The organism is Lentzea sp., from assembly GCF_035525475.1.
Classification (GTDB): domain Bacteria; phylum Actinomycetota; class Actinomycetes; order Mycobacteriales; family Pseudonocardiaceae; genus Lentzea.
On the sequence record NZ_DATLEC010000129.1, the window covers coordinates 1 to 3,314 of the forward strand.

The window sequence follows — 3,314 nt, forward strand, 5'->3', positions numbered from 1 at the left end:
GCGGCGCGCAGGCTCGACGTCGACACGCTGGCAATGCTGATCGTCAGCACGGCACGGGAGGCGCAGCAGCGGGCGAGTGCCCGCATGGCCGAGGTGCTGGCGGACTACCTGGGCGAGAGCGAGGCCGTTCGATGAGCTTCACCGTTGATCACGAGCAGTTGCGCGCGCACGCCGCGACCTTGGCCGGGTGCGCGGACCAGTTGTCCGCGACGGGAGCGCGCATGCCCGACCGGGTGGGGCAGGAGCTCGGCTCGTTCGCCCAGTTCCTCGCCGCCGGCCTGAGCGGTGCGATGGGGGAGACGCGGCAGGCGTTCGGTGCCGTCGCGTCCACAATGGACAATGTCGGTACGGGAATGCGGCAGACCGCTGACACCTATCAGCGCACCGACGACGACAGCGTCGCGAACATCACGGGAGCCATGCGATGACGGCCGCTCTGCTCGACGAGCTCCGCGCCACGACCAGTGCGATCGCGGAGGGAGCGTGGCTCTCGCAGGACCTGGCGGCCACACCGAAGGCTCCGATCACCGAACTGCGGTCGGACGGGAAACCGTTGCAGGCGCTGGACAGCGCGGGCGTCGGCTTCCTCACGCCGATGATCTCGTTCCTCGAAGAGCCGCTGAACCAGCTCCAGGGCGACCCGGACGGCGTCCAGCAGGGCGCGGGCGACCTGCGGAACGCCGGCAAGGCGGCCACCGCGCTCGCCGAGGACTACCGGGACAGGGCGGGCAGCGAGACCAGCGGGTGGTCGGGGCAGAGCGCGACCGACTACGCCAAGACCGGCAAGGAGCTGGTCGACGGCGTGCTGTCGGTCGCCGAGACCGCCTTGACCAGCGCGACCGCGCTCATCAAGGCGGGCGAGGTGATCGCCCAGGTCGCCGCCGAGGTGACGCGGCTGATCACCGAGGCGGTCGGCAGGATCGTGCCGATCATGACGCAGGCGATCGCGTCGGCCGCGGTGACGTTCGGGCAGAGCATCGCCGTGGCGATCCCCCAGTGCGTGCAGATCGCCGTCGAGTGCGGCACGCGGATCGCGGCCAAGCTCGGTGAGCTGCTCGCGAGCGGGGAGAACCTGGTCAAGCTCGTCGAGGGCGCGCAGGCCGTGCTGAAGATCGTGAAGCAGGCCATGTCCGTGATCGGCGAGCAGGCCCAGAACCAGGCGCAGGGCCAGGCCGAGCTGCCGACGGTCCCGGCCTCCCGGGACCGAGACCGCCAGCCCGTCAGTTAGAGGTCAGGATCGCCCTGGCCAGCGCGGCGGTCTCGGACGGCGTCCTGCCGACCTTGATCCCCACCGCCTCCAGGGCCTGCTTCTTGGCCTCCGCCGTGCCCGAGGACCCGGAGACGATGGCGCCCGCGTGGCCCATCGTCCTGCCCTCGGGCGCGGTGAAGCCGGCGACGTAGCCGACGACGGGCTTGGTCACGTTGTCCCGCACGAACTCCGCCGCGCGTTCCTCCGCGTCGCCGCCGATCTCGCCGATCATCACGATCAGCTCGGTCTCCGGATCGGCCTCGAACGCCTCGATCGCGTCGATGTGCGTGGTGCCGACGATCGGGTCGCCGCCGATGCCGACGCACGTGGTGAAGCCGAAGTCCTTCAGCTCGTGCATCAGCTGGTACGTCAGCGTTCCCGACTTCGACACCAGGCCGATGGAACCGGGCTTGGTGATGTCCGCGGGGATGATGCCGGCGTTCGCCTTGCCGGGGCTGATGATGCCGGGGCAGTTCGGCCCGATGACGCGGGTCGACCTGCCCTGGGCATGTGCCCAGAACCGTGCCGTGTCGTGGACCGGGACGCCCTCGGTGATCACGACGGCCAGGCCGATGCCCGCGTCGACCGCCTCGATGACGGCGTCGCCGGTGAACGCGGGCGGCACGAAGAGCACCGACACGGTCGCGCCGGTCTCCGCCATCGCCTCGGCGACCGTGCCGAACACCGGCAGCGTCACGTCGCCGAACTCCACGGACGTGCCCGCCTTGCGCGCGTTCACACCGCCGACGACCTGGGTGCCGGCCGCGAGCATGCGGCGGGTGTGCTTGGCTCCCTCCGACCCCGTCATGCCCTGGACGATCACGCGGCTGTTCTCGTCGAGGAAGATCGCCATCAGGACTCCTTGGTGGTCGGGGCGCCGGCGAGAGCGGCGGCACGGCCCGCCGCGTCGTCCATCGTGTGCGCCACGGTGATCAGCGGGTGCCGTGCCTCGTCGAGGATGCGGTGGCCGGCCTCGGCGTTGTTGCCGTCGAGCCGCACGACCAGCGGCTTGTCGGCGCGGTCGCCCAGCAGGCCGAGCGCCTGCACGATCCCGTCGGCCACCGCGTCGCACGCGGTGATGCCGCCGAAGACGTTCACGAACACGCTGCGCACCGACGGGTCGGACAGGATGACGTCGAGTCCGTCCGCCATCACCTGGGCCGACGCGCCGCCGCCGATGTCGAGGAAGTTCGCGGGCGCGGCACCGGCCAGCGCCACGACGTCCAAAGTGGACATGACGAGGCCCGCGCCGTTGCCGATGACGCCGACGGTGCCGTCGAGCTTGACGTAGTTGAGCCCCTTCTCGGCGGCCCGCACCTCCAGCGGATCGCCCACGGCGCTGTCCGCGGGACGAGAGTGCCGGAACGACGCGTTGTCGTCCAGTGTCACCTTGCCGTCCAGCGCCACGATGCGGCCGTCTTCGGTGCGTGCCAACGGGTTCACCTCGACCAGGATGGCGTCCTCGGAGACGAAGACGTTCCACAGGGCGGAAGCGACGGCGTTCACCTGCTCCGCGATCTCCCGAGGGAACACGGCCGATGCGTCGAAGGACGAAGCCGGCATCCGGGTGATGGAGTCGGCCATCTCCTCGATCTCCATCCCACCGGTGGCCGACGCCATGCCGATGAACGTCCTGTTCGCACGATCGAGCAGGAACGACAGGTAGTACTCCTCTGCGATCTCGCTCGCCTCGGTGACCAGGACCTTGTGCACGGTGTGGCCCTTGATGTCCATCCCGAGGATCGCGGTGGCCGCGAAGAAAGCTTCGTCGGGCGACGAAGCGAGTGTGATGCCGCCGGCCTTGCCTCGTCCGCCGGTTTTCACCTGGGCCTTCACGACGACGGTGCCGCCGAGCAGGGAGGCGGCCTCGCGCGCGGAGTCAGGAGTGTCCGCCACGAAACCACGCGGGACGGGCACCCCGTACCGCTCGAAGAGGTCCCGCGCCTCGTGTTCGAAAAGATCCACCGTCTACGTCCTCTCGCCGAAAACTTGCGGCCATCTATGGACATCCGGTTGGTAGCGGAGTAACGATATGCCTACCTCATACGGTATGCAATCTACAGTC

At 69.6% G+C, this 3,314-nt stretch carries 4 protein-coding genes; 2 read left to right on the forward strand and 2 right to left on the reverse strand.

The window, feature by feature from the left end:
• Nucleotides 1-131: 131 nt before the first annotated feature.
• Together VM306_RS21745 and VM306_RS21750 are read left to right on the forward strand one after the other, a co-directional pair.
• On the forward strand, nt 132-428 hold the full coding sequence (locus tag VM306_RS21745; protein ID WP_325517930.1) for a WXG100 family type VII secretion target: 297 nt from the start codon (nt 132-134) through the stop codon (nt 426-428).
• On the forward strand, nt 425-1,228 hold the full coding sequence (locus VM306_RS21750; protein ID WP_325517932.1) for a hypothetical protein: 804 nt from the start codon (nt 425-427) through the stop codon (nt 1,226-1,228). Before VM306_RS21745 ends, VM306_RS21750 begins: the two co-directional genes overlap by 4 nt.
• Here VM306_RS21750 and sucD read toward each other — a convergent pair.
• Both sucD and sucC read right to left on the reverse strand, forming a co-directional pair.
• On the reverse strand, nt 1,221-2,102 hold the full coding sequence (sucD, locus tag VM306_RS21755; RefSeq protein WP_325517934.1) for a succinate--CoA ligase subunit alpha: 882 nt from the start codon (nt 2,100-2,102) through the stop codon (nt 1,221-1,223). The genes VM306_RS21750 and sucD overlap by 8 nt on opposite strands.
• Nucleotides 2,102-3,214: an ADP-forming succinate--CoA ligase subunit beta gene (gene sucC, locus VM306_RS21760; RefSeq protein ID WP_325517936.1), complete on the reverse strand. Its 1,113-nt coding sequence runs from the start codon at nt 3,212-3,214 to the stop codon at nt 2,102-2,104. Before sucC ends, sucD begins: the two co-directional genes overlap by 1 nt.
• Nucleotides 3,215-3,314 lie beyond the last annotated feature (100 nt).